Source organism: Janthinobacterium sp. YR213, assembly GCF_900099875.1.
Lineage (GTDB): Bacteria > Pseudomonadota > Gammaproteobacteria > Burkholderiales > Burkholderiaceae_D > Janthinobacterium > Janthinobacterium lividum.
In genome coordinates, this window is record NZ_FNDA01000002.1 from 492,960 (window position 1) to 518,828 (window position 25,869).

At 63.6% G+C, this 25,869-nt stretch carries 23 protein-coding genes; 18 read left to right on the forward strand and 5 right to left on the reverse strand.

Annotated features, from left to right (window positions below):
* Positions 1–9 precede the first annotated feature (9 nt).
* Positions 10–1,377 (reverse strand): signal recognition particle protein, encoded by a 1,368-nt coding sequence (gene ffh / locus BLT98_RS11375; RefSeq protein WP_034780269.1) that lies wholly within the window; start codon positions 1,375–1,377, stop codon positions 10–12.
* A gap of 239 nt (positions 1,378–1,616) precedes the next feature.
* On the opposite strand from ffh, the gene BLT98_RS11380 reads away from it, so the two are divergent.
* From BLT98_RS11380 to BLT98_RS11450, 15 genes are all read left to right on the forward strand, one after another.
* On the forward strand, positions 1,617–2,126 hold the full coding sequence (locus tag BLT98_RS11380) for a sigma-70 family RNA polymerase sigma factor (RefSeq protein WP_070255996.1): 510 nt from the start codon (positions 1,617–1,619) through the stop codon (positions 2,124–2,126).
* A gap of 5 nt (positions 2,127–2,131) precedes the next feature.
* Positions 2,132–3,115 carry a FecR domain-containing protein gene (locus tag BLT98_RS11385; protein WP_244517465.1) on the forward strand — a complete coding sequence of 328 codons (984 nt, stop codon included), beginning with the start codon at positions 2,132–2,134 and terminating at the stop codon, positions 3,113–3,115.
* Between the two features lie 112 nt (positions 3,116–3,227).
* A complete protein-coding gene (locus BLT98_RS11390; protein WP_092607774.1) occupies positions 3,228–5,426 on the forward strand; it encodes a TonB-dependent siderophore receptor in 2,199 nt (732 codons plus the stop codon).
* Between the two features lie 116 nt (positions 5,427–5,542).
* Positions 5,543–5,824, forward strand: a complete 282-nt coding sequence (locus BLT98_RS11395) for a hypothetical protein (protein ID WP_092607777.1) — start codon at positions 5,543–5,545, stop codon at positions 5,822–5,824.
* On the forward strand, positions 5,821–7,524 hold the full coding sequence (locus tag BLT98_RS11400) for a PepSY-associated TM helix domain-containing protein (protein WP_092607780.1): 1,704 nt from the start codon (positions 5,821–5,823) through the stop codon (positions 7,522–7,524). Before BLT98_RS11395 ends, BLT98_RS11400 begins: the two co-directional genes overlap by 4 nt.
* On the forward strand, positions 7,521–7,862 hold the full coding sequence (locus BLT98_RS11405; protein ID WP_070281569.1) for a DUF3325 domain-containing protein: 342 nt from the start codon (positions 7,521–7,523) through the stop codon (positions 7,860–7,862). Before BLT98_RS11400 ends, BLT98_RS11405 begins: the two co-directional genes overlap by 4 nt.
* 91 nt (positions 7,863–7,953) lie before the next feature.
* Complete coding sequence (locus BLT98_RS11410; protein ID WP_092607783.1) at positions 7,954–9,141, forward strand: efflux RND transporter periplasmic adaptor subunit; 1,188 nt, start codon at positions 7,954–7,956, stop codon at positions 9,139–9,141.
* Positions 9,142–9,146: 5 nt separating this feature from the next.
* A complete protein-coding gene (locus tag BLT98_RS11415; RefSeq protein ID WP_092607786.1) occupies positions 9,147–11,141 on the forward strand; it encodes a MacB family efflux pump subunit in 1,995 nt (664 codons plus the stop codon).
* A 197-nt stretch (positions 11,142–11,338) separates the two neighbouring features.
* The gene (locus BLT98_RS11420) at positions 11,339–12,277 is read left to right on the forward strand and encodes an ABC transporter substrate-binding protein (protein WP_244517486.1); all 939 of its coding nucleotides are present in this window, start codon (positions 11,339–11,341) and stop codon (positions 12,275–12,277) included.
* A gap of 229 nt (positions 12,278–12,506) precedes the next feature.
* Positions 12,507–13,310: a cytochrome C assembly family protein gene (ccsA, locus tag BLT98_RS11425; protein ID WP_034780265.1), complete on the forward strand. Its 804-nt coding sequence runs from the start codon at positions 12,507–12,509 to the stop codon at positions 13,308–13,310.
* Entirely contained in the window at positions 13,307–13,567 is a 261-nt protein-coding gene (locus tag BLT98_RS11430; protein WP_034780264.1) for a PP0621 family protein, read from the forward strand. The genes ccsA and BLT98_RS11430 overlap by 4 nt, the downstream gene beginning before the upstream one ends.
* A gap of 111 nt (positions 13,568–13,678) precedes the next feature.
* Positions 13,679–14,743 carry a sigma 54-interacting transcriptional regulator gene (locus BLT98_RS11435; RefSeq protein WP_092607793.1) on the forward strand — a complete coding sequence of 355 codons (1,065 nt, stop codon included), beginning with the start codon at positions 13,679–13,681 and terminating at the stop codon, positions 14,741–14,743.
* Complete coding sequence (gene ampD, locus BLT98_RS11440; RefSeq protein ID WP_092607796.1) at positions 14,721–15,332, forward strand: 1,6-anhydro-N-acetylmuramyl-L-alanine amidase AmpD; 612 nt, start codon at positions 14,721–14,723, stop codon at positions 15,330–15,332. The genes BLT98_RS11435 and ampD overlap by 23 nt, the downstream gene beginning before the upstream one ends.
* Before the next feature lie 391 nt (positions 15,333–15,723).
* Positions 15,724–18,687 (forward strand): ribonucleoside-diphosphate reductase subunit alpha, encoded by a 2,964-nt coding sequence (locus tag BLT98_RS11445; RefSeq protein ID WP_092607799.1) that lies wholly within the window; start codon positions 15,724–15,726, stop codon positions 18,685–18,687.
* Positions 18,688–18,805: 118 nt separating this feature from the next.
* On the forward strand, positions 18,806–19,957 hold the full coding sequence (locus BLT98_RS11450) for a ribonucleotide-diphosphate reductase subunit beta (protein ID WP_034780261.1): 1,152 nt from the start codon (positions 18,806–18,808) through the stop codon (positions 19,955–19,957).
* 85 nt (positions 19,958–20,042) lie between these two features.
* On the opposite strand, the gene BLT98_RS11455 is transcribed toward BLT98_RS11450, so the two are convergent.
* Complete coding sequence (locus BLT98_RS11455) at positions 20,043–20,819, reverse strand: SDR family oxidoreductase (protein ID WP_092607802.1); 777 nt, start codon at positions 20,817–20,819, stop codon at positions 20,043–20,045.
* Complete coding sequence (locus tag BLT98_RS11460; protein WP_170846363.1) at positions 20,816–21,145, reverse strand: nuclear transport factor 2 family protein; 330 nt, start codon at positions 21,143–21,145, stop codon at positions 20,816–20,818. Before BLT98_RS11460 ends, BLT98_RS11455 begins: the two co-directional genes overlap by 4 nt.
* Before the next feature lie 121 nt (positions 21,146–21,266).
* Here BLT98_RS11460 and BLT98_RS11465 point away from each other — a divergent pair, with 121 nt between their 5' ends.
* Positions 21,267–22,187, forward strand: a complete 921-nt coding sequence (locus BLT98_RS11465) for a LysR family transcriptional regulator (RefSeq protein WP_034780258.1) — start codon at positions 21,267–21,269, stop codon at positions 22,185–22,187.
* Between the two features lie 58 nt (positions 22,188–22,245).
* Positions 22,246–22,575 carry a hypothetical protein gene (locus BLT98_RS28770; RefSeq protein WP_139179230.1) on the forward strand — a complete coding sequence of 110 codons (330 nt, stop codon included), beginning with the start codon at positions 22,246–22,248 and terminating at the stop codon, positions 22,573–22,575.
* A 512-nt stretch (positions 22,576–23,087) separates the two neighbouring features.
* Here the strand turns inward: BLT98_RS28770 and BLT98_RS29175 are convergent.
* Positions 23,088–24,083 carry a hypothetical protein gene (locus BLT98_RS29175; RefSeq protein WP_170846364.1) on the reverse strand — a complete coding sequence of 332 codons (996 nt, stop codon included), beginning with the start codon at positions 24,081–24,083 and terminating at the stop codon, positions 23,088–23,090.
* A 253-nt stretch (positions 24,084–24,336) separates the two neighbouring features.
* Here BLT98_RS29175 and BLT98_RS11475 point away from each other — a divergent pair, with 253 nt between their 5' ends.
* Entirely contained in the window at positions 24,337–24,870 is a 534-nt protein-coding gene (locus BLT98_RS11475; protein ID WP_034780256.1) for a YggT family protein, read from the forward strand.
* Positions 24,871–24,919: 49 nt separating this feature from the next.
* On the opposite strand, the gene BLT98_RS11480 is transcribed toward BLT98_RS11475, so the two are convergent.
* On the reverse strand, positions 24,920–25,858 hold the full coding sequence (locus BLT98_RS11480; RefSeq protein WP_070255959.1) for a carbohydrate kinase family protein: 939 nt from the start codon (positions 25,856–25,858) through the stop codon (positions 24,920–24,922).
* Positions 25,859–25,869: the final 11 nt, after the last annotated feature.

Genomic DNA, 25,869 nt, shown 5'->3' on the forward strand with positions numbered 1-25,869 from the left:
CGCCTTCCACTACCTCATGCCGGGCATCATGCCCTTCATGGAGCGCATCATCTTCATCATGCCGCCACCCGACAATTTCTTCATCATCGTCTGCATTTGCTCGAATTGCGTCAGCATGCGGTTCACTTCCTGCACTTGCACGCCGGCGCCGGCGGCGATGCGGCGTTTGCGCGTGGCCTTGATCAGTTCAGGCTTGGCGCGTTCCTGCGGCGTCATCGAGTCGATGATGCCGCACATGCGGCGTACCTGCTTGTCGGCTTGATCCATGTTCTTGCCGCCTGCCGCCTGCTGGAACTGGGCTGGCAGCTTGTCCATCAGGTTGGCCATGCCGCCCATTTTCTTCATCTGGCCCAGCTGCGCCTTGAAATCGTTCATGTCGAACTTGCCGCCGACCTTGATCTTTTGCGCCAGGTCGGCCGCCGCCTTGCTGTCGACGCCCTTGCGCGCCTCTTCCACCAGGGCGAGGATGTCGCCCATGCCCAGGATGCGGTTGGCCATGCGGGTCGGGTCGAATGCTTCCAGGCCGTCGAGTTTTTCCGAGACGCCGGCAAACTTGATCGGTTTGCCCGTGATGTGGCGCACGGACAGGGCCGCACCGCCGCGCGCATCGCCATCGAGCTTGGTCAGCACGATACCGGTCAGCGGCAGCGCATCGTTAAACGCTTTCGCCGTGTTGATGGCGTCCTGGCCCAGCATGGCGTCGACGACGAACAGGGTTTCGATCGGTTTCACGGCGCCGTGGACGGCGGCGATTTCTCGCATCATCTCTTCGTCGATACCGAGGCGGCCCGCCGTATCGATGATCAGCACGTCGTGGTAGTGCTTTTTCGCCCAGTCCAGCGCGGCCAGGGCGATATCGACCGGCTTGTCCGTGCTGGAAGACGGGAAGAAGTCGGCGCCTACCTGGGCGGTGACCGATTGCAGCTGGGCGATCGCGGCGGGACGGTACACGTCGGCCGAGACGGTCAGCACTTTCTTCTTCTTTTCTTCCTTCAGGTATTTCGCCAGCTTGCCGACGGTGGTGGTTTTACCCACACCCTGCAAACCGGCCATCAGGATGATGGCGGGCGGCTGCTGCGCAAAGCTGATCTGCGACGCTTCCGGTCCCAGGTCGGCGCCCATCAGGGCGGCCAGCTCGCGCTGCACCACGCCAACCAGGGCCTGGCCTGGCGTGAGCGAGGAAATGACATCCTCGCCCATGGCTTTTTCTTTGACTTTGGCGATGAATTCGCGCACGGCGGGCAGGGCGACGTCGGCTTCGAGCAGCGCCAGGCGCACTTCGCGCAGCATGTCGGCGGTGTTCGCCTCGGTCAGGCGCGCCTCGCCGCGCATGGTCTTGACGACTTTGGCAAGCCGTTGGGTGAGATTATCTAGCATGATGAACCTGCAATGAAAAGCTTGGGAGTGGGCGGCGAAAGCCGGACGATGGCCGTCATTTTACCTTATCGCGGTTGGCTGGCGGTCCTGTGCTGCATCGCCTGGCGGTTGGCCTGCTTTTGAATTAGTTGGTATTTCTGGCAATGCCGCGATTGCATGAAAGTCAAAAACACGGTTAAAATGAGAATAATTCTTATTTACATTCTCGGGTGCCGCACGCCTGAGCGGAAAGGGATGCCATGTCGGCCGCCGATTTTGCACAGCAACAAGACCTGCACGCGCTCTACAGCAGCCATCATGGCTGGCTGCAGGGCTGGCTGCGGCATAAGCTGGGCAATGCGGGCGAGGCGGCGGACCTGGCGCAAGACACCTTCATCAGCGTGCTGACCAACGGCACGGCGCCGCAGATCCGCGAGGCGCGGCCGTTTCTCGCCACCATCGCGCGGCGTCTGGTGGCGCACCGCTACCGCCGGCAGGTGCTGGAAGACGCCTATCTGGAGGCGCTGGCCTGCCTGCCGCCCGAGGTGGCGCCCGCGCCGGAAGAACGGCTGCTGGCGCTGGAAGCCTTGCAGCAGATCGATGTGGCCCTCGACGGCTTGCCGGGTCCCGTGCGCACGGCGTTCTTGCTGGCGCAGCTCGAAGGTCTCAGCTATGCCGAGATCGCCGCGCGCCTGAACGTATCGGCCAGCTCGGTCAAGCAATACCTGACGCGCGCCAACCGCCAGGTGTTTTTCTCCCTGCCCGCATGAGCACGGTGGCAGAACCCGCGGCCGCTGCGGCCATCGGCGAGGAAGTGCAGCTGCAGGCGGCCGAGTGGCTGACCGTATTGATGTCGGACGAGGCCAGCGAGCAGGAACACGCCGCCTGGCAGTGCTGGCGCGAAGCCGACCCTGAGCATGAACTGGCCTGGCAGCATATCGAAGCGGTGTCGCAGCGGTTCCGCGGCTTGCACCGCGGTGCGGCCGCGCAGGCGCTGGCGGGCACGCAGCAGAAAGCCGTCAACGGCAAGCGGCGCCAGTTGCTGGCGTGGCTGGGCGTGGCGGCCGGCGGCGGCATGCTGGCCGCGCAGACGGGCGCCTGGGATGGCGTGCGCGTCCTGCGTGCCGACTACCGCACGGCCACGGGCGACAGGCGCGAGATAGTGCTGGACGATGGCAGCGTACTCAGCTTGAATACGGATTCGGCCGTGAATGTGCGTTTCGACGCCAGCCGCCGCCTGATCGAGCTGCTGGCCGGCGAAATCCTCGTCGTCAGCGGTCACGGCATCGGCAGCGACGCGCCGCTGGAAGTGGCCACGCGCGAAGGCTTGGTGCGCGCGCTGGGCACGCGCTTTTCCGTGCGCCAGCAGGATGACTACAGCACGGTGGACGTGTTTGAAAGCGCCGTTGAAATCCGCCCCCGCGATGGCATCGGCGCGCCCTTGCTGCTGGCGGCCGGGCACGGCGTGGCATTTTCCCGTCAGGCGCCAGACGCGCCGCACGCCATCGGTGCATATGCGGACGCCTGGTCGCGCGGGCAGCTGATCGTCGATGACGTGACCCTGGGCGATTTCCTGGCCGACCTGGCCCGTTACCGCCCCGGCGTGATCGACTGCGCGCCGCAAGTGGCCCAGCTGCGCCTGTCGGGCGTGTTCCCGCTGGCCGACACCCAGCGCATTTTGAACATGCTGCCCAACTCGCTGCCGGTGCAGGTGCGCAGCCGCACGCGGTATTGGGTGACGGTCGAACCGGCGCCGTAGCACCCCACAAAAAATATTTGCAGCCGGACTGCCCGTTTTTCGTTTTCGCGGCACCTACAGGGTAGGGCGGCTGTTTTTTACCGTCTCATGACGCCACTTTTCAGGATTTTTCATGCAACAGGTTTCGCATCTTGTCAATTTCGTATCGCATCGTCCTCAGCGGCATCCGCTGGCGCTGGCCGTGACGGCCTTGTGTCTGGCCGCCGGTACCTCCGCGTTGGCGCAGCAGGTGCCAGCCACGCCCGCCACCGAGCAAACCATGCTTGGCGTGTCCGTCACGGCAGGGCGCGAGGCGACGACGGAAGGCAGCGGCTCGTATACGATGGGCGTGAGCAATACGGCAACCAAGCTGAACCTGTCGCTGCGCGAGACGCCGCAGTCCGTCAGCGTGCTGACGCGCCAGCAGATCGACGACCTGGGCATCACCACCCTGGATGACGCCGTGCAGTCGATCACGGGTTTGGTCATGCAAAAGGGCAACTTTACGGGCGATTCCGGCAGTTTCAGCGCACGCGGCTTTCCAGTCGACAACATCCTGTTCGACGGCTTGCCTACCAGCCTGGGCGCGAACGGCACCTTCAATGGAGACAATGACGACCTGGCCATCTATGACCGCATCGAAGTGGTGCGCGGCGCCACGGGCTTGATGACGGGCAGCGGCACGCCCAGCGCCGCCATCAACCTGGTGCGCAAGCGCCCGACGGCCACGCCGCAAGCGTCGTTCTCGGCCAGCATCGGCAGCTGGAGCAACTACCGCCTGGAAGCCGATGCGGCCAACGCGCTCAACGAAGCGAAGACCCTGCGCGGGCGCATCGTCGCGACGGTGCAGGACAAGAAGGATTTTGTCGACGTGCTGCATGGCCGCAATCACCAGCTGTACGGCATCATCGAGGCCGACCTGCGCCCCGATACCACGTTGACCCTGGGCGCCCACTACCGCAAGACGGATAACGACGGCGTCACCACGGGCGTGGTAACGGCCGCCGACGGCACTTTTTTGAACTTGCCCCGCTCGACTTATCTGGGCACCGACTTCGATGGCTGGCGCCAGACGGACAAGACCATCTTCGCGGAACTGGAACACCGCTTCGCCAACGGCTGGAAGGCCAAGCTGGCGGCCACGCGCAAGACGCCCGAGATCGACACGACGTTTTCCGGAATCAGCCGCCGCGGCGACACCCTGCGCTTCAATTCGCAAAGCTACCGCGCCGAACTGGCCAACACCAGCTATGACGCGTATGCCACGGGCAGCTACAGCCTGTTCGGCCGCGAGCACGAGCTGACGGTCGGCGCCAGCCACCGCCGTTCGTCGAAAAACAGCTATGGCGGCTGGGCGCCGTACAGCTGGGGCGCGGCGGCGCCGGTGCTCGACCCGTTCAACTGGGATACGGGCAGCGTGGCGCGTCCCGTCATCAATTACGCGCAGTGGCGCACGGCCAGCATCACCGAGCAAAGCGGCGTGTATGCGGGCACGCGCATGCGCCTGGCCGAGCCGCTGTCGCTGGTGCTGGGCGGGCGCGTAAGCTGGTACAAGGACGATGCCGGCTACTCGGTGGCGCGCGAATTCACGCCGTACGCCGGCGTCGTGTATGACCTCGACAAGCAGCATTCCGTGTACGCCAGCTGGACCGAAATCTTCCAGCCGCAGGCTTCCACCGACGCCAATGGGCAGCCCCTGAAGCCGATCAGCGGCACCAACTATGAAGCGGGCGTGAAAGGCGAATACTTTGGCGGCGCCCTCAATGCCAGCGCGGCCGTGTTCCAGATCCGCCAGCAAAACCGGGGCGTGGACGACCTGGCTGGCCCCAATCCCTGCCCCGGCAGCACCTGGGGCTATTGCCAGCGCGCGTCGGGCGAAGTGCGCAGCGAAGGCGTGGAGCTGGACGTGGCGGGCGCGCTGACGCCCGACTGGCAGCTGTCGGCCGGTTTTACGTATGTGAAGGCGCAATTTACGCGCGACAGCGATCCGGCCAATATCGGCAAGGATTTCAACAGCCGCTATCCGCGCCAGCAGCTCAAGCTGGCCACCAGCTACCGCCTGTCCGGCGCCGCGCAGGGCTGGCGCGTCGGCGCCTCGCTGTACGGGCAGGGCGCGACCGAGTCGACGGACGGCACCTACCATCTGCGCCAGGGCCGCTATGCGATCCTGGGCTTGAATGCGGCGTGGCAGATCGACAGCCGCGCCGAACTGCGACTGAACGTCAACAATGCGCTCGACAAGCACTATTACCAAAGCATCTATTCCGATGTCTTCGGCAATCTGGTGGGCACGCCGCGCAACCTGATGCTGACCTTGAACTACAAACTGTAAATAATCACTTTTGAATGACCTATCTTGATGAAGGATGCATGGCTTATGAATGTGCAGTTGAATCCGGCCCACGCCAGCAATGGCGTGAGCCAGCGTGTGCCGCAGGGAGCGCCGCGATGATGAAATCGGCCAACATGATGTTGTTCTCGCGCGTGCTGGCCGCCATTTTTGGCGGCTATGCGCTTACGTCCGGCGTGGCCGTGCTGCTGTCGGCCGTGCTGCCGCTGTCGCGCGCCGAAGCCGTGCTGACGGCCACCCTGAGCGCCTTCGTCGTATATACCTGCGCCGTGATCTGGGTCTTTGCCGTGCAGGACCTGCGCCGCGTCTGGCTGGGCATGCTGCTGCCGGCCATCGCCTGCGGCGGCATCGGCATGCTGCTGTCGCGAGGTGCCGCATGAACGCCGTCAAGGTAGACAAAGTGGTCAAGACGCCGCAGCAGGGCGGCTTGCGCCAGGCCATGGCCTGGCTGCATACGTGGAGCGGCCTGTGGATTTCCTGGCTGCTGTTCGCCATTTTCCTGACCGGCACCCTGGCCGTCTTCGACGACCCGATCGGCCACTGGATGACGCCCGAGCACGCACTGGAAGAGGCGGCGCATGCGAACGATCCGCCGCTGCCGAAGGTCACGGACCGCGCGCACCGCCTGGAACTGGCGCTCGATTTCATGGCGAAGGAACACCCGAAGGCGGACATGTGGGAAATCTGGCCCGTGCAGCGTCCCGGCCACGGCCTGTCCGCCTACTGGTTCCAGCCCAGCGGCGGCTATGGCTCGGCGGACCTCGATCCGCTGACGGGTGCCGTCATCGAGCATGCACGCGAGGCAACGGAACGGGAAACCATCGGCGGCCACCATTTCGTCGATTTCCACTACGAGCTGCATGCGGGACGCATCGGCGTGTGGATCGTCGCCATCACCACCATGATCATGCTGGTGGCGCTGGTGAGCGGCGTCATCACGCACAAGCGCATCTTCAAGGATTTCTTCACCTTCCGCCCGGCCAAGGGCCAGCGCTCGTGGCTCGACGCGCACAATGCGGTGGCAGTGCTGACCTTGCCGTTCCAGTTCATGATCGCCTACACGGGCCTGGCATTCTTCAGCGATGACTATGTGCCGGCCCCCGTGGTGGCGCAATACGGCATGGACAATCCCAAGAAAGCCTTCCTGGCCGACTGGAACGATGCGGGCAAGCCCGTGAAGACAGGCCAGCCGCTGGCCATTCCCGCGCTGGAATCGTTTGCGCAGCGTGCCGAGCAGGCCATCGGCCAGGAAATCCGCGCCGTGGTGCTGGACAATCCGAACGATGCCTCCATGCGCGTCTGCATGTACGGCTGGAATGAAGACGCGGAACTGCTCACGCGCCTTAGCGCCAATTCGGGCAGGGCCTGCTACGCGCTGGCCACGGGCGAGCAGGTCGCCGTGCGCCTGCCGGGCAAGTCGGATACGGGCGGCGCGGGCCTGACGCGCTCCGTCATGTCGAACCTGCACATGGTGGGCTTTGGCGGCACGCCGATGCGCTGGCTGTACTTCTTCTGCGGCCTGGCCGGCACGGCCATGATGGGCACGGGCGCCATCCTGTTCATGGTCAAGCGCCGCCAGAAGTCCGGCGGCGAGTTCGGCGCCTATACGCAACGCGTGTACCGCGTCATCGAATGCCTGAACGTGGCGGCGATTGCCGGCCTGGCCATCGCCTGCGTGGGTTTCCTGTGGGCCAACCGTTTGATCCCCGTCGGCATCGAGCAGCGCGCCGGCTGGGAAGTGCGCGCCTTCTTCGGCGTGTGGTTCCTGATGCTGGTGCACGCCTGCCTGCGCGGGGAAAAGCGCGCCTGGATCGAGCAACTGGGCTTGCTTGCCGCCCTGTGCCTGCTGCTGCCGGTGCTCAATGTCTTGAGCACGGGCGACAACCTGGCGGCGCAGATCGCGCGCGGCGACTGGGAAAGCGCCAGCGTGGAACTGGGCAGCATGGCCTTCGGCCTGCTGGCCGCCAGGGGCGCGTGGAAAGTCCACAAGCGCAAGGAAAAACCGGCCAGGAAGGGCGCGGCCAGGGAAAGCGCTGCGCCCTCGGCCAGCCTGCAAGTCAATACGGAAGGACAGTCATGATCAATACCATCCTCTGTGCGCTGGGCCTGTCGTATGCGGGTATGGCCAGCCTCTCCCTGGCGATGGACCGCCATCACGGCCAGGTCTGGGGCAGGGACGCGGCGCCGAACGTGCGGCGCGCGCTGCAACTGGCCGGTGCCGTCCTGCTGGCGCTGGCCATCTGGCCTTGCGTGGCTGGCTGGAGCGCCACCGTCGGCGTGGTCGCCTGGCTGGGTTTCATCGGCGCGGGAGCGCTGCTGGTGGCCCTGCTGTTGCCGTACGCCCCCCGCTTGCTGTTTCGTAGTTCCCTGCTGGCAGCCGTCGCCGCGCTGGCAGGTCTTGTGACGTTTCTGCAGTAATTTTGACTGCCATTTTCAAGGATAGACCGATGCACTTTTCACACCTGGCGACACCGATTGATATTTTGAATGTACTGAAAGTGGTTTCCTGATGGCGGCCCGCCTGCCTTCCCGCCGCACCCGCATCCTCGGCGGCGTGGTCTTGCTGGCGCTGTTTGGCGCCGGCGCACTGTGGGCCACGCGCGGCCCGGCCACCGTATTCGACACGGCGCCCGTCAAGCGCGGCAATATCGAGGCCAGCGTCACGGCCATCGGCACGCTGCAGCCGCAAACCTATGTCGACGTGGGCGCGCAGGTGTCGGGCCAGATCACGCGCCTGCACGTGCAGCCCGGCAGCGCCGTGGAAAAAGGCCAGCTGCTGGCCGAGATCGACCCCAGCGTGCAGCAAGCCACCGTCGATGCGGGCCGCGCCGCGCTGGCCGGATTGCGTGCGCAGCTGGCCGACCAGCAGGCGCAGCACCGCCTGGCGGGCCAGCAGCACGTGCGCCAGAAGCAGATGGCCAAGTTCGACTCGACGCCCTTGGCCGACCTGGAAACGGCCGAAGCCACCCTGGCCTCGGCCGGCGCCAAGATCGACCACCTGAAGGCGCAGATCGACCAGACCCAGGCCAGCCTGAAGGCGGACGAGGCGCGCCTCGGCTATACGCGCATCTATGCGCCGATGGCCGGCAAGGTGGTGGGCCTGGACGCGAAGGAAGGGCAAACCCTGAACGCCACGTACCAGACGCCGAATATCCTGCGCATCGCCGATCTGTCGGCCATGACGGTGTGGACGGAAGTGTCGGAAGCGGACGTGCGCCGCGTGCGCCCGGACATGCCCGTGTACTTCACCACCCTGGGCGGCGACCAGCGGCGCTGGAGCGGCAAGGTGCGGCAAGTGCTGCCGGCCCCGCCGGTGCCAGGCGGTTCTGCCGCCGGCACGGCCCTGGCGCCGTCGAGCAGCAAGGTGATTTTATATACCGTGCTGTTCGACGTGGATAACGCCGATGGCGAATTGATGCCGCAGATGACGGCGCAAGTGGTGTTTGTCACGGCCGCGGCGAACAATGTGCTGGCCGTGCCCTTGCCGGCCCTGAAACCCTCGACGCAAGAAGGCGCCAAGCCGGGGCAGTTTACGGCCCGCGTGATGGATGCGGACGGCAAGGTCGATACGCGCACCGTCACCGTGGGCGTGCGCAACCGCCTCAGCGCGGAAGTGCTGCAAGGCTTGCGCGAAGGCGAATTGCTGGTCACGGGCGAGCAGCCGGCCGGCAGCGGCAGCAGCAGGTTCCAGCTGTGAGCGCCATGAGCGAGGCCGCGTCGCTCGGGCAACCCGGGCAGCCGGAGCAGGCGGCGCCGTTGATTGAACTGCAAGGCATCCGCAAGCGCTATGGCGGCCATGACGGCGCACCGGCCGTGGAAGTGCTGCGCGGCCTGACCTTGTCGATAGGCGCCGGCGAATTCGTCGCTATTGTGGGCGCGTCCGGTTCCGGCAAGTCGACCCTGATGCATTTGCTTGGCTGTCTTGACCGGCCCAGCGACGGCACCTACCGCTTCGCCGGCCAGGACGTGGCCAGCCTGAATCCCGATGAACTGGCGTGGCTGCGGCGCGAAGCGTTCGGCTTCGTCTTCCAGGGCTATCACCTGATCGCCACTGAATCGGCGCGCGAAAACGTGGAAGTGCCGGCCCTGTACGCGGGCATGCCGGCCGCGGCCCGCCATGCGCGCTCGGAAGCGCTGCTCAAGCGCCTGGGCCTGGGCGAGCGGCTCGATCACCGGCCAAACCAGTTGTCGGGCGGGCAGCAGCAGCGCGTGTCGATCGCGCGCGCCCTGATGAATGGCGGGCGCATCATCCTCGCCGATGAACCGACGGGGGCGCTCGACAGCAGCAGCGGCGCCGAAGTCATGGCCCTGCTGGGCGAACTGGCCGACGCGGGCCACACCATCATCCTGATCACGCATGACCGCAAGGTGGCGGCACAGGCGCGCCGCGTGATCGAGATCAGCGATGGCGAAATCATCGAAGACTCGGGCGCCGTCGCCATTCCCGCCACGTCGACGGCCCTGCCGCCGCTGGACATGTCGCGCGCCGCCCATGACACGGGCGCGTCGCTGGGAACGGAATTGCTCGACGCGGCGCGCGCCGCCTGGCGCGTGTTGTGGATCAACCGCTTCCGCACGGGCTTGACCCTGCTCGGCATCGTCATCGGCGTCGCTTCCGTGATCGTCATGCTGGCCATCGGTCTGGGCACGCGCCAGCAAGTGATGGCGCAACTGGGCGCATTCGGCTCGAACCTGCTGTACATGGCGTCGCGCGGCGAAAGCTCGCGTATCCCCGGACGCAGCATCACCCTGGCCGACCTCGATGCGCTGAAAGACGTGCCGGGCATTACCCACGTGCTGCCGAATGTCACGGGCAACAAGGTGGTACGCCACGGTAACCTCGACGTGCAGACCTATGTGCGCGGCACGGGGCCGGCCCTGCCGCAGATCCAGACCTGGCCGGTGGCCAAGGGCGGCTTCTTTACCGAGGAAGACGAGCGCGAGATGGCCACCGTGGCCGTGCTGGGCGCCCACCTGGCGGAAAAGCTGATGCCCGATGTGGCCAACCCCGTGGGGCAGAGCATCCTGATCGGCAACGTGCCTTTCCAGGTGATCGGCGTGATGAGCGCGAAGGGGGCGCTGACGGGCGAGAAGGATGAAGACGACGTGCTGCTGCTGCCGTTTTCCACGGCCGGCATCCGCGTCTTCGGCCAGCGCGAGCCGACGTACACGGTGATGGCGGTGGCCGACGTCAAGCGCGTGACGGAGGTGGAGGCGGCAGTCGACGCCACCATGTTCGAGCGCCACCGCATCCGCGACTACGGCATCAGCAACGCGGCCGCGTCGATCGCGGCCGAAGCGAAGACGCAGGACAACATGACCATGATGCTCAGCCTGATCGCCGCCGTCTCCCTGGTGGTGGGCGGCATCGGCGTCATGAACGTGATGCTGATGACGGTGCGCGAGCGCACGCGCGAAATCGGCATCCGCATGGCGACGGGTGCGCGCCGGCGCGACATCCTGCGCCAGTTCCTCACCGAAGCCGTGCTGGTGTCGGTGGTGGGCGGCGTGGCCGGCATCGTGGTCGGCGTGACGGTCGCCGGCCTGCTGCTGGTATGGGACGTGCCGGTGATCTTTTCCCTGAGCGCCATCGCCGGCGCGTTTGCCTGCGCCGTGGTGACGGGGCTGGTGTTTGGCTTCATGCCGGCGCGCAAGGCGTCGGGACTCGACCCGGTGGTGGCGCTGGCGGGACAGTAGCAACAGACGGTCGTCATAACGCCGGCAGCGTGGCTGCCGGCAAAAAAATGTTGCCCTGGCTCCAACACGCGGTACTATCTCTTGATAATAAGAGCAGTGTTTCGCGTAGCTTTGCCCTTGCGGGCATACACCAACCACCACAGGAGAACCCGATGCAGAAAAAATCAACCTTGAAGACCGGTATCGCCGCCGCCCTCATGCTGGCCTTCGGCATGGGCGCCGTCCAGGCGCAGGAAGTCGTGCGCCTGGGTAACTTGAAATTCGCCCATTACGGCGCCGTGTCGTACATCAAGGAAATCGCGCCCAAGTGCGGCATCAAGGTCGAGGAACATGTGTTCGCCAAGGGCCTTGACGTGATGCAGGCGATTATCGCGGGCGAGCTGGACGTGGGGGCGACAGCATCCGAAGCGGCCATTTCCGGCCGCGCCGGCGGCGCGCCCATCTACGTGGTGGCCGGTTTTGCCAAGGGCGGCGCGCGCCTGGTGGGCGGGGCGGGGCAAAAGATTGCCAGCGTGAAGGAACTCAAGGGCAAGCGCGTGGGCGTGACGCGCGGCGGCATCCAGGAAGTGCTGCTGCTGGCCGAGCTGTCGCAAGCTGGCCTGACGTATTCCGAAACCAAGGGCAAGGATGTGCAACTGGTATTCCTGGCCTACGCCGACTTGAACCAGGCCCTGATGGGCAAGAATATCGACGCCATGATGCAGTCCGAGCCGCAATCGTCGCAGGCCATCAACAAGGGTTTCGGCACCGAAGTCATCAAACCGTACGACACGCCGATCGGCGAACCCGTGCGGACCATGGTGATGACGGAAAAGTTCTACAAGGAACGCCGTCCCGTGGCGGAAAAATTCATGCGCTGCTTCGTCGAAGCCACCAAGACCTTTATCGACAACAAGGCGACGGCGGAAAAGTATGTGCGCGAAGTGGTGTTCCGCGGCCAGATCACGAAGGATGACTTCGACGACGCGATCAGCAATTCGCCGTATTCGTATGACATTTCGCCCGAGCATATCCAGACCACCACGGACGTGATGGTGAAAACGGGCGTGGGCCGCATGACGAAACCGCCCGTGGCCAAGGACTGGGTCAAGACCGACTTGCTGGAGCAGGCGAAAAAGAGCCTGAACGTGAAGTAAACCGGATATTGGCAATGCCCGATGGCCCGCTTAAGCGGGCCATCATTTTTTTGCGGCATACTAATATATACAGGTAGCGTGAAAGATTGCCGAAATCTTGAGGGTGCGCCACCCCGTCATGCCTCAGGCGCGATATCATGGCAGGCTTGCGGCATTGGATGGCGGCGTCGTGCCTGTCACCGGGCTGTCGCCTGAATCGCGCTTGTCGGCTATGGTGTAAACTTAAACTATGCAGATCTATTTCTTTTTCATCGCCGCGCTGTTGTACGCGGCGTGCGCGGTGCTTCCCTCGTCCCGTGCCCGGCTCATTGCCGGCCTGACCGGCGTTGCCTGGCTGGCGCACGCCGCCACCTTGTGGTTCGACCTGATGGCGCCGGGCACCTTGCGCTTCGGTTTTTCCGCCATGCTGTCGGCCGCGCTGTGGGTCTCGGTGGGCGCCTACTGGATAGAGAACCGCAATTTCAGCCTGGACGGACTGCGCCGCATGGTCATGCCCAGCGCCGTCCTCGCCATCGGCCTGGCCTGGGCCTTTCCTGGCAGCCAGGTCAACATGGAAGGCAAGTCGGCCGTCTTCGGCTGGCATATTGCCGTGGCCGTGCTTGCCTACAGCACCTTGACGATTGCCGCCTTCCACGCCGTGCTGATGGCGCTGCAGGAATCGCGTTTGCATACGCGCAGCGAAAGCCGCGGCTTCATCGGCACGGCGCTGGACCAGTTGCCAGCCCTGCTGACGATGGAAAAACTGCTGTTCCGCATGATCGGCCTGGGTTTCATCCTGCTGAGCCTGACCGTGCTGTCGGGCATCGTGTTTTCCGAACAACTATTTGGCAAGGCCCTGAACTGGGATCACAAATCCGTGTTTACCATGCTGTCGTGGCTGTTGTTTGCTGCGCTGCTGGCAGGCCGCCGCTTTCGCGGCTGGCGCGGCAAGACGGCCCTGAGTTTTACCCTGGCCGGTTTCGCCACCTTGCTGCTGGCCTATGTCGGCAGCCGTTTTGTACTGGAAGTGGTTTTACACCGAGGATTCGCATGACACGTGTTTTATTCTGGCTGGCGCTGGTATTCCTGGTGCTGTTCGCCATCCGCAGCAAGATCCGGAGCATGCAGCAACGGGCCCGCGCGCAGCAGCAACAGCAGCCGAATCCGTTTGCGCCGCCGGGCCGGCCGCAGGAATTGCCTGATGCCGAATTGATGCTGTGCTGCGCCCATTGCGGCGTGTACTACCCGGCCTCCGAAAACGTGCAGGCCAAGGGCCACGATTACTGCAGCCACGCGCACGCCACCTTGTAAGGGCGTGCCGGCGCGCGTTGCTCATCCGTATCGTAACGTCCTCCGGCATCCGTCCGGCGTAGCATCTGCAGCAGGCGGTTCGTCGCCGCCATTGCAGAAAGGCGCGCTCCCATGTCCCGTCCCAGTCCGCAGACCGTCACCGGCGCCGGCATGCCGCCGGCGCCGCAACTGAGCGGCAACTCCCTGCCCATGCAGGCGCTGCGCGCGCAGATCGGCCGCATCGCCCGCTGTGGCGCGCCGGTGGCCATCCGCGGCGAATCGGGCACGGGCAAGGAACTGGCGGCGCGCGCCATCCATGCGCAGGGCGCGCGCGCCAGCTTCCCGTTTATCGCCGTCAACTGTGGCGCCATTCCCGAAGCGCTGATGGAAGCGGAATTCTTCGGCTGCCGCCCGGGCGCCTATACGGGCGCGCTGCACGAACGCCAGGGCTTGTTCCAGGCAGCCCACGGCGGCAGCCTGCTGCTCGACGAAGTCGACGACCTGCCGCTGGCCATGCAGGTGAAACTGTTGCGCGTGCTGCAGGAGCGCCGCGTGCGCAAGCTGGGCGGCAGTACTGACGAGGCCGTCGACGTGCGCATCCTGTGCGCCAGCCAGCATGGCCTGGGGCGCGGCGTGGCGGCCGGGACGTTTCGCCAGGACCTGTTTTACCGCCTGAATGTGATCGAGCTGGCACTGCCGCCGCTGCGCGAACGGCGCGGCGATCTGCAGGTATTATGTGAGGTGATCCTCGCGCGCCTGTCGCCGCGCCGGGCCGTGAGCCTGGCGCCGCCCGTGCTGGCGGCCCTGGCCGCGTATGCGTTTCCCGGCAATGTGCGCGAACTGGAAAACGTGCTGGAGCGGGCGCTGGCCTTTGCCGACGGCGGCGTGATCGCGCTCGAGGGGCTGGCCTTGCCGTCGGCGGCGGGCAGCATGCCGTCGCGGGCGCCGCCGGCCTTGCCGGAACGGCAACTGTGCCTGCCCGGCATGGCGGCGTATGGCGTGCCCCCCGTCTTGCCGCTGGACATGTATTTGCGCCAGGCCGAGCGCGACATGATCCTGCTGGCGCTGGTGCAGGCGCGCTACCACCGCGCGCGGGCGGCGCGCCAGCTGGGCCTGAGCGTGCGCCAGTTGCGTTACCGCATGCAGAAATTGACGATACAGGAAGCCCTATTTGATGAGCGTATGGACGATAGATGAAGACGGCTGGTGCGATGGCGCGCTGCGCTATGACTCCCAATACTACGATGCGCGACCGGACGGCGCGCAAGTCGATTTGCTGGTGATCCATAACATCAGCTTGCCGGGCGGCCACTTTGGCGGACCGCATGTGTCGGACTTGTTTACGGGCCGGGTAGATTATAATGCCGATCCTTCTTTCGCCGACCTGCGTGGCTTGCAAGTCTCGGCGCACTTTTTTGTGCGGCGCGATGGTGCGTTGCTGCAATATGTTTCTGCTGATAAACGTGCCTGGCATGCCGGCGCGTCCACCTTCGAGGGACGTCCGCAGTGCAATGGCTATTCCATCGGTATCGAAATGGAAGGCGCGGACGATGTGCCCTTTCAGCGGCGGCAATACCATGTCCTGGCGGCGCTGACGGTGGCGCTGGCGGCGCGCTACGGGCTGTCCCAGGTGCGCGGCCACGAGCATATCGCGCCGGGAAGGAAGACGGATCCGGGACCGTTTTTTGACTGGCATTTTTACCAAGTATGCTGGCTGGAAACCTTGCGCGGGCAGCCTGCGTTAGCGCTTACTTCGCGGGAATTGGGCTTTCCATCCATGCCCTGAAAAGTCAACCGAAATCGTATAAGAAAAGACAAAAAATTACGCTGGCGGATGCCGGAAAACTATTGCATCACCCTTCGATGGGTACTACAATTAGTGCAGAAGTTGGATGTAAAGACTATATCTAGTGCCATCACAGACGTTTTCAGAATTATTGTCAAAGCTATCCGGATTGCTGATAAAGCACTGGAACTGGCGGTTTATCACCCTTGATCGTGTTTCGCGCCAGCCGGGCAGTGCGGTGTGGCGAGATGGATACTGAGCTGTTTTATGCACTATGAATTTACTATTTAGCAACAAATACCTGAAGAAACCCTGACCATCGGGCGTTCTATTCAACAACACACGCGGCAGCAAAACTGCAGGCTGACTTTAGCTGACAACGGGAGCTTCAATGCAATCACCACAAGATATTTCCATCCATCCAACGCCAGTATCGCCAGCGCCAGGCGCGGCCAACAGCGTGGCGAGCACGGGCGCGGCATTGGGCGACTATCGCATCATCCGCCGCAACGGCGCGGTGGTGGCATTTGAGCCTTCGAAGATCGCCATCGCCATGACCAAGGCGTTTTTGGCCGTTAACGGCGGCCAGGGCGCAGCCTCGGCACGCATCCGCGAACTGGTGGAACAACTGACCGACGGCGTCGTCGCCGCGCTGGTGCGCCGCCATCCGGGCGGCGGCACCTTCCATATCGAAGACGTGCAAGACCAGGTGGAACTGTCGCTGATGCGTTCGGGCGAACACGACGTGGCGCGTGCCTACGTGCTGTACCGCGCCAAGCACATGGAAGAGCGCCGCTTGCAGAAGGAAGCGCAAGGCGCCTCCGCGCAAGTCACCGCGCCCCAGCTGAACGTCACCGACAACGGCGTGCGCCGCCTGCTGGACATGCAGGAAGTGCGCGACCTGATCAACGCCGCCTGCGCCGGCCTGGAAAAACACGTCGATGCCGACGCCATCCTGGCTGAAACAGTGAAAAACCTGTACGACGGCGTGCCCGTCGAAGAGCTGCACAAGTCGGCCATCCTGGCGGCGCGCGCGCTGATGGAAAAAGACCCGGCCTACAGCCAGGTCACGGCCCGCATCCTGCTGCACACGGTGCGCAAGGAAGTGTTCGGCAAGGAAGTGCCGCAAGCGGCCGCTGCCGCCGAATACCTGACGTATTTCCCGCAATACATCGCCAAGGGCATCGCCGCCGAGCTGCTGAACCCGGTACTCGCCAGCTTCGACCTGGAACGCCTGGCCAAAGCCATCGTGGCCGACCGCGACTTGCAATTCGGCTACATCGGCCTGCAAACCCTGTATGACCGCTACTTCCTGCACATCCAGGACGTGCGCATCGAAATGCCGCAGGCGTTCTACATGCGCGTGGCCATGGGCCTGGCGCTGAACGAGGCGGACCGCGAAGCGCGTGCCATCGAGTTCTACAGCCTGCTGTCCTCGTTCGACTTCATGAGCTCGACGCCGACCCTGTTCAACTCGGGCACCCTGCGCTCGCAGCTGTCGTCGTGCTACCTGAGCACCGTCTCGGATGACCTGGAAGGCATCTACGACGCCATCAAGGACAACGCGCTGCTGGCCAAGTTTGCCGGTGGCCTGGGCAACGACTGGACGCCAGTGCGCGCCCTGGGCGCCCACATCAAGGGCACCAACGGCAAGTCGCAAGGCGTGGTGCCGTTCCTGAAAGTGGTCAACGACACGGCCGTGGCAGTCAACCAGGGCGGCAAGCGCAAGGGCGCCGTCTGCGCCTACCTGGAAACCTGGCACATGGATATCGAGGAATTCCTCGACCTGCGCAAGAACACGGGCGACGACCGCCGCCGCACGCACGACATGAACACGGCGAACTGGATTCCCGACATGTTCATGAAGCGCGTCATGGAAAAAGGCGAATGGACCCTGTTCTCGCCGTCGGACACGCCAGACTTGCACGACAAGGTCGGCAAGGCTTTCGAACAGGCTTACCTGGGCTATGAAGCCAAGGCCGCCGCCGGCGAAATCCGCGTCTTCAAGAAGATCGCCGCGCTGGACCTGTGGCGCAAGATGCTGTCGATGCTGTTTGAAACGGGCCACCCATGGATCACGTTCAAGGACCCTTGCAACATCCGCAGCCCGCAGTCGCACGTCGGCGTCGTCCACAGCTCGAACCTGTGCACGGAAATCACCCTGAACACCAGCAGCGATGAAATCGCCGTCTGCAACCTTGGTTCCGTGAACATGCCGGCGCACATGAAGGAAGGCAAGCTCGATCACGTCAAGCTGGCCAAGACCGTGCGTACCGCCATGCGCATGCTCGACAACGTCATCGACATCAATTACTACGCCGTCGACAAGGCGCGCAATTCGAACATGCGCCACCGTCCGGTCGGCATGGGCGTGATGGGCTTCCAGGATTGCCTGCACATGATGCGCATCCCGTTCGCCTCGGACGCCGCCGTGTCGTTTGCCGACACCTCGATGGAAGCAGTCTGCTACTACGCCTACCTGGCGTCGACGGAACTGGCCGAAGAGCGCGGCCGCTATGAATCGTATGCAGGTTCGCTGTGGGACCGTGGCATCCTGCCGCAAGACTCGGTCAAACTGCTGGCCGAAGAGCGCGGCGGTTACCTGGAAGTCGATTCCTCGTCGGCCATGGACTGGACTCCGGTGCGCGAACGCATCGCCAAGTTCGGCATGCGCAACTCGAACTGCGTGGCGATCGCCCCGACGGCGACGATTTCGAACATCATCGGCGTCTCGGCCTGTATCGAGCCGACGTTCCAGAACCTGTACGTGAAATCGAACCTGTCGGGCGAATTCACCGAAATCAACGGCTACCTGGTGCGCGACCTGAAGGCGCGCGACCTGTGGGATGAAGTCATGATCTCGGACCTGAAGTACTTCGACGGCTCGCTGGTGAAGATCGACCGCATCCCGCAAGACCTGCGCGATATCTATGCCACGGCATTCGAAGTGTCGCCAAGCTGGCTGGTGGAAGCGGCTTCGCGTCGCCAGAAGTGGATCGACCAGGCCCAGTCGCTGAACATCTACATGGCTGGCGCATCGGGCAAGAAACTGGACGAAACCTACAAGCTGGCATGGCTGCGTGGCCTGAAAACCACCTACTACCTGCGTACCATCGCCGCTACCCACATGGAGAAATCGACCTCCAAGACGGGCGCCCTGAACGCCGTGGCAGTCGACGGCGGCATGTCGGCCAGCGCGCAAAGTGCACAAACCAGCGCCCAGGCAGCCGTCGTGGCGGCAGCAGCAGTGGCCGTGGCGCCGGTAGTGGCAGCGGCAGCGGACGACGCCGATGGCGAAGCCTGCTACCTGCGTCCGGGTGACGATGGCTTTGAGGAATGCGAAGCCTGCCAGTAAGATTTTAGTTGTCAGCCCGGCACGGCCGGGCTGATTCAATGTTGTCAATGTCCGCATTGTCCGATACAACGGGCCTGTTGCGGATCGCCGGCTCGCCGGCATGGAAAGGAAGAAGAATATGTCGTTGTCTTGGGATGATGAAACCACGTCGGCAGCTGTGCCGCGTCCGGCGCAGCAAGCGCCACTGGGAAATACCGAATTGAACCTGCCGGCAGGTGCCGAGCCGTCCGAAGCGAACGCCGAGCAAGTGGCGCGCCGCGTGAATGCCGACGACAAGCGCATCATCAACGGCAAGACGGACGTCAACCAGCTGGTGCCGTTCAAGTACAAATGGGCGTGGGACAAATACCTGGCCGGCTGCGCCAACCACTGGATGCCGCAGGAAGTCAACATGCAGCGCGATATCGAGCTGTGGAAGAACCCGAATGGCCTGACGGACGACGAGCGCCGCCTGGTCAAGCGCAACCTGGGCTTCTTCGTGACGGCCGACTCGCTGGCCGCCAACAACATCGTGCTGGGCACCTACCGCCACATCACGGCGCCGGAATGCCGCCAGTACCTGCTGCGCCAGGCGTTCGAGGAAGCGATCCACACGCACGCCTACCAGTACATCGTCGAATCGCTGGGTCTGGACGAAGGCGAGATATTCAACGCCTACAACGAAGTCAAGTCGATCCGCGACAAGGATGAATTCCTGATCCCGTTCATCAACACGCTGACCGACCCTGCGTTCGTCACCGGCACGGTGGAAAACGACCAGAAGCTGCTGAAGTCCCTGATCGTGTTTGCCTGCCTGATGGAAGGCTTGTTCTTCTACGTCGGCTTCACGCAGATCCTGGCGCTGGGCCGCCAGAACAAGATGATGGGTGCTGCCGAGCAGTATCAGTACATCCTGCGCGATGAGTCGATGCATTGCAACTTTGGCATCGACCTGATCAACACGATCAAGATGGAAAACCCGCAGCTGTGGACGGCCGCCTTCCGCGAAGAGATCAAGGACCTGTTCATGAAGGCCGTGGAACTGGAATACGCGTACGCGGAAGACACCATGCCGCGCGGCGTGCTGGGTCTGAATGCGCCGATGTTCAAGGGCTATCTGCGCTTCATCGCCAACCGCCGCGCGCAGCAGATCGGCATTGAGCCGCTGTTCGCCCAGGAAGAAAACCCATTCCCGTGGATGAGCGAGATGATCGACATGAAGAAGGAACGCAACTTCTTCGAGACGCGCGTGACGGAATACCAGACCGGCGGCGCGCTGAACTGGGAGTAAGCCAGCCGATAGCGTTACCAGTCATGTCACAAAGGCCTCGCGGATGCGGGGCCTTTTGCCATGTGGCGAGCTTGTTGCAGCGGGCTTAGACGGTCGGGATGGTGCCGCCGTCGATCACATACTCGGCGCCGTGGATCGACGCGGCGCGGTCCGAGGCCAGAAAGGCAACCAGTTCGGCCACTTCTTCCGGCTTGCCCGGGCGGCCGATGGGAATGCCGCCCAGCGTCTGCATCAGCTTCTGGCGGGCCGCATCTTCGGTGATGCCGGCGTGGCCGGCCCAGCGCCGTATCATCGCGTGGGCCGCCGTGGTTTCGATGAAGCCCGGCGAGACGGTATTGATGCGGATGCCCTGTGGGCCGAATTCCTTCGACAATCCCTTGCTGTAGTTGCTCAGCGCAGCCTTGGCGGCCGCATACGCCAGCGTCGACTCGTACAGCGGCAGGCTGCGCTGGATCGACGAGATGTGGATGATCACGCCGTATTGGCGTGCCACCATCGCCGGCAGCAGGGCGCGGTCGAGGCGTACGGCGGCAAGCAGGTTGCCATTGAGCGCGTCTTGCCAGGCATCGTCGTCCAGGGCCAGCGCGCCGCCGCCCGCGGCCGTCGAACCGCCCACGTTATTGATCAGGATATCGACCCCGCCCAGGCTGGCCAGCGCTTCCCGGATCAGCGTGTCGGTTCCCGCGCGGGCACGCAGGTCGGCCGTGATGAAATGCACGCCGGCCGGCAAGCTGCCGCTGGCGGCGCGCGCCGTGGTCGCCACGCGCGCGCCGCGCTCGAGCATCAGTTTCAGCGTCGCCTCGCCCATGCCCTTGGTGCCGCCCGTGATCAGCACGCGCTTGTCCTTGAAATCGGTATTCATGCGCTGATCTCCAGGGTCTGGATGCGGTTGCTGGCGAGCGTGAAGGCAAAGCGCAGCTCCAGCGGGCTGCCGGGGAAATTGCCACTGACGCTGCTGGTGACCACGCAGCGTGCGCCCCGGGTGTCGGCCGAGGTGGGGCTGATGGTGGCGCCGTACTGCTTGCTGCCTGCTTCCTTCCAGGCCTTGATGGCGGCATGGCCCGCGTGCGCATGGCCGTCGTCATGCACGACGCCATCGGCTGAGAAGCACTGCGCCACGGCGTCGCTATCGTGATGGTTTTCGGCGGTAAAGTAGTCGCCGACGATTGCCGGCATGAGGAGAGACATGGTGCTTCCTTTGGGGGAGAGGTAGGGAGCGACCATCATATGGCGTTCAATTGCAGAGAAATAGTATGGCAGCGGCGATAGGCTTTAAACTTCAGGTTCATTATTGGCTGCGTGAGCGCGCATGAAAAATAACTCTCTCGATGGTATCCGTACCTTTCTCGCGGTCGCCGAGCGCAAAAGTTTCAGCGCCGCGGCACTGCAGCTTGGCGTGACGGTGACGGCCGTCAGCAAGGCGGTCAAGGTGATGGAGCGCCAGCATGGCGTGCTGCTCTTCAAGCGCAATACGCGCAATGTCGCCTTCACCGAAGCCGGCGCGGGCCTGTACGCCAGCCTGGCCGGCGCTACCCGGCAGATCGATGACGCCTTCGCGGCGCTGACCATGTTTCGCGACCGGCCCGCCGGCCATCTGCGGCTGACGGTGCCGCGCGCGTTGGGCGCGCTGGTCATGCGCGCATTGATACCGCGTTTTCGCAGCAGCTATCCTGACGTGACCATCGACCTGTCGCTCGACGATGGCGCGGTCGATCTGCTGGCGCACGGTTACGACGCCGGCATCCGCCTGGGACAGTCCGTGGAGCAGGAGATGGTGGCGGTGCGCCTGACGGGGGACTTGCGCTGGTCCGTGGTTGGCGCGCCCGGCTACTTCGAGCGGAAAGGGCAGCCGCTGATCCCGGAAGACCTGGTGCGCCACGACACGCTGGCCTACCGCTTCCACACTTCCGGCGCCTTGCACCGCTGGCGCTTCGTGCGCGATGGCGAGGAATTTCTGGTGGAAACCGGCGCGCCCCTGGTCGTCAACGACACCACGCTGATCGCCGATTTCGCCCGCTCGGGTCTGGGCCTGGCGTATATGCCGGATGTGGAAATCGAAGGTGACCTGGCAAGCGGCAGCTTGCTGCGGGTGCTTGAAAACTACGTGCCGCCGACGAGTGGATTGTTCCTGTATTTTCCTGCCCGTACCCAGAGCCAGCCCAAACTGCGCGCCTTCATCGATACTGCGCTGGCCCTCTCCCGGCTCGCGTCTTCCGGTGACGCGCGCTAGCCTGGCCTGTTTTTATCCAGCCCGCCGCCATCGTTCTGGAGACAGGCTGCGGCATCGCATGCCGCTTTTTGTTAGCCGCTTTTTCGTGGCGCGCAGCGGCGCGGCGGCGCATGTGCATCGCATGCGGCGGCACAGAAAAGTGCGGCCATTTTTTCGCCGCATCGCGCGCGCCGCGACGCATTTTTTTGATGGCGCCAATGCGCGCGAGACAGCTAGTAAATATCGTTTCCGGACACGCTGGCGGCGGCATTTGGCGCGCGATTGTGCGATAGCACGCGTAACGTGCAAAAAAGCGGGCGAAAACGTGTCGTGCCGGTTGCGCATTGACAAGGTTTTCGTGTACTTTATGAGATTGCAAATGCGAGCGTTAGAATGCGGGGTTTTTTAACCAGCGCGGTAGCGAAAAAACCTCGCAAAACAGGGATACAGATTTACACGGATATGCACAAAACCACACCGTTTTCGTCTGCCGCCGTGCCCGAATTTTTTCAGGCATGGCGGTTTTTTATTTGACGCATCGGTGTTGTAGCGAGCGCGATGCGAGGAGCGAAAAAACGCACGGCATCGAAAACGAATGACCGAATTCAGACTTTGCCACCAGCTGCGAGATAAAGCAGGGTGGCACCGACGATGGCTGAAGTGCTGCAAACGTGAGGAGTTGCAGCAGTTCAGCTGGTGCCGAATTCATTAGCGCAAACGACCGTTTGTGCCGATGAATAATTCGCCTGGCCTATCCCTGTGGTGGGTCGGACGGGTTTAAATCTTGTAGCTTAAATTTCTCATCTCAGATGAAGGAGAGACAAATGGCAACAGCCGCTAAGAAATCAGAAGTAAAGAAACCAGCCGCCAAGGCTGCTCCTGCCGCGAAGAAGCCGGCAGCCGCAGCAAAGACGGTTGCCGCTAAACCAGCTGCCAAAGCAGCAGCGAAACCAGCCGCAAAACCAGCCGCCAAAGCCGCAGCCAAGCCTGCAGCAAAAGTGGCGGCCAAGCCAGTAGCGAAAGCCGCAGCGAAACCAGCGGCCAAGGCAGCAGCAAAACCGGCAGCGAAACCTGCAGCCAAGGCAGCAGCCAAGCCTGTAGCGAAAAAAGCCGCAGCCAAACCGGCCGCCAAGCCAGCAGCAAAAGCCGCTGCAAAACCAGCGGCCAAGGCAGCAGCCAAGCCAGCAGTGAAAAAAGCTGCAGCGAAGCCAGCAGCCAAGGCAGCGGCGAAACCGGCCGCCAAGGCAGCAGCCAAGCCAGCAGCGAAAAAAGTCGTCGCCAAGGCAGCCGCCAAGCCAGCAGCAAAAGCTGCAGCCAAGCCAGCAGTGAAAAAAGCCGCAGCGAAACCTGCAGCCAAGGCAGCAGCGAAACCGGCCGCCAAAGCGGCAGCCAAGCCAGCAGCGAAAAAAGTCGTCGCCAAGGCAGCAGCGAAGCCGGCCGCCAAAGCAGCAGCCAAGCCAGCAGCAAAAGCTGCAGCGAAGCCAGCGGCAAAAGCGGTAGCCAAGCCAGCGGCAAAAGCAGCAGCCAAACCGGCAGCGAAGCCAGCAGCGAAAGCTGCAGCCAAGCCAGCGGCCAAGGTAGCGGCGAAGCCGGCAGCAAAAGCTGCAGCCAAGCCAGCGGCCAAGGTAGCAGCGAAGCCGGCAGCGAAAGTTGCCGCCAAGCCAGCAGCGAAAGTCGCAGCCAAGCCGGCAGCCAAAGCAGCAGCGAAACCTGCCGCCAAGGTTGCAGCAAAACCTGCAGCGAAGCCAGCGGCCAAGGTAGCAGCGAAGCCAGCAGCAAAAGTTGCAGCCAAGCCAGCCGCCAAGGTAGCCGCGAAGCCGGCAGCGAAAGCAGCAGCGAAACCTGCCGCCAAGCCAGCCGCAGCGCCAGTCGTGGCAGCCGCACCGGCAGCAGCGCCGGCAGCAGCCCCAGCGGCACCAGCCGCCGTGGCAGCCAAGCCAGCCGCCAAGAAGGCCGCGCCTAAAAAGGCCGCACCGAAGAAGGCAGCTCCTGTCGCCAAGCCATCGGCACCTATCGCACCTGTAGCAAAAACCGTGTTGGCTCCGGCTGCAGCCTGGCCATTCCCAACCAGCACCCGCCCATCGTAATTCCAACGATACGGGTGCCTGGATGAGGCAACACGCCGCTGTGTGACTCAATCACACAGCGGTTTTTTTTTGGAGAATTAGTCGTGCTGATCGTTATCCTTACATTGATCGTTGATACCATCGCCACCTTGCTGGGCGGCGTGTTGCTGCTGCGCTTCTGGATGCAGGCGGTGCGCGTGCGGCCGCCTTCGTCGGTGGCGCAATTCACGTTTCAATTGTCCGACTGGCTGGTGCGCCCCCTGCGCCGCGTGGTGCCGGGCGTGGGCGGGTATGACTGGGCCAGCCTGATCGGCGCCTTCCTGATCGTGCTGCTGGCCAGCTCGGTGCTGTTTATTTCCGGCTATCCTGTCGAAGTGGTGCTGCTCAAGTCGCTGCAACGCTTCCTGCAATGGATACTCTACGGTTTCATGGCCTTGCTGATCATCGAAGCCATCTTCAGCTGGGTCAACCCGCATGCGCCGCTGGCGCCGTTTGTACGGGCCTTGAATGAGCCCCTGCTGCGTCCGATACGCAAGGTGGTGCCGCTGGTCGGCAGCCTGGATCTGTCGCTGCTGGTGGCTTTGATCCTGCTGCAGATCGCGCAGGTGCTGGTGGGGATGATTATTGTGGTGAGGTAATGCGAGAAGGTCGGCCTGGCGCTTGGGCGCAAGCCGACCGGACTACATATTAATAGCGGTAGCCGAACGCCGCTTCGAACTGGTCGGCGATGCTCTCCGGCGTAAACACGTGGTTTTGCGCACCCTGGGTGGCGATCTTGATGGCGCCCAGCAGGCTGGCCAGACGGCCGCTGGTTTCCCAGCCCAGGTCGTTGGTGATACCGAACAGCAAGCCGGCACGATAGGCGTCGCCGCAGCCGGTCGGGTCCAGCACTTCTTTGGCGGTCACGACAGGAATGTCGATGCGCTTGCCGTCCGTATAGATTTCCGACCCTTTTTCGCCACGCGTGACGATCAGCGCTTCCAGGCGGCTGGCGATGTCCGGCAGGGTCAATCCCGTGCGTTCCATCAACATTTCCATCTCATAATCGTTGGCCGATACATACGTGGCTTTGTTGATGAAGTCGATCAACTGTTCGCCATTGAAGCGTGGCAACTGTTGACCCGGGTCGAACATGAAGGGGATGCCCAGCCCGGCCAGGTCGGCGGCGTGCTTGAGCATGCCCTGGTCGCCATCCGGCGAAATGATGGCCACCTTGGCCGGGCCCGCATTGGCGATCGGGTTTTCATGCGCAAACGACATGGCGCCCGGGTGGAAGGCATTGATCTGGTTATTGTCCGCATCGGCCGTGACGAAGCACTGCGCGTTGTAGCTGTCGGCCTTGATGAGGATGTTGGCGGTGGAAATGCCCAGCTTTTGCAGGCGTTCCAGGTAGGCGGCGCTATCTTGTCCCATGACGCCGACGATGCGCGGGTCGCCGCCCAGCATTTTCAGGCTGTAGGCGATGTTGCCCGAGCAGCCGCCGAACTCCGTGCGCATGGTGGGCACGAGGAAGGACACGTTTACTTTGTGCAACTGGTCGGCCAGCAGGGATTCGCCGAAGCGGCCTGGGAATTGCATGATGGTGTCGGTGGCAAGCGAGCCGCAGATCAGCGATGTTTTGGTCATGATAGTGTCTG